General features: G+C 42.4%; 1 pseudogene. It reads right to left on the bottom strand.

Annotated elements, in window-relative coordinates:
- Positions 1-342, bottom strand: a pseudogene (locus tag RM520_RS15255) (hypothetical protein); the annotation flags it as partial.

Below are 342 nucleotides of genomic sequence, written 5' to 3'. Positions count from 1 at the left end.
AGTGTCATTGTCACTGTCCCCATCTATATAATCCGGAACAGTATCATCATCTGTATCTTCTGGAGTAATACCGGCATCACCATCACCTTCATAAGCATCATCCAATCCATCATTATCACTGTCAATACCACTTGGACCTACATAACCATCTGTGGGCTGACCTTCTACATTGTCTGGAATACCATCGTCATCACTATCTATGTCTAAACTGTCTGGAATACCATCACCATCCGTATCTGGAGTACCATCGCCTTCTACTGTATCTAAAATACCATCGTTGTCATCATCTATATCTACTACATCTGGAACACCATCGCCATCAGTATCTGTACCATCCCCATC

It is taken from the genome of Croceitalea vernalis (assembly GCF_031846405.1).
GTDB lineage: Bacteria > Bacteroidota > Bacteroidia > Flavobacteriales > Flavobacteriaceae > Croceitalea > Croceitalea vernalis.
Note: the sequence above shows the minus strand (reverse complement) of the source record. Positions and strands in the feature narration are given on the sequence as shown.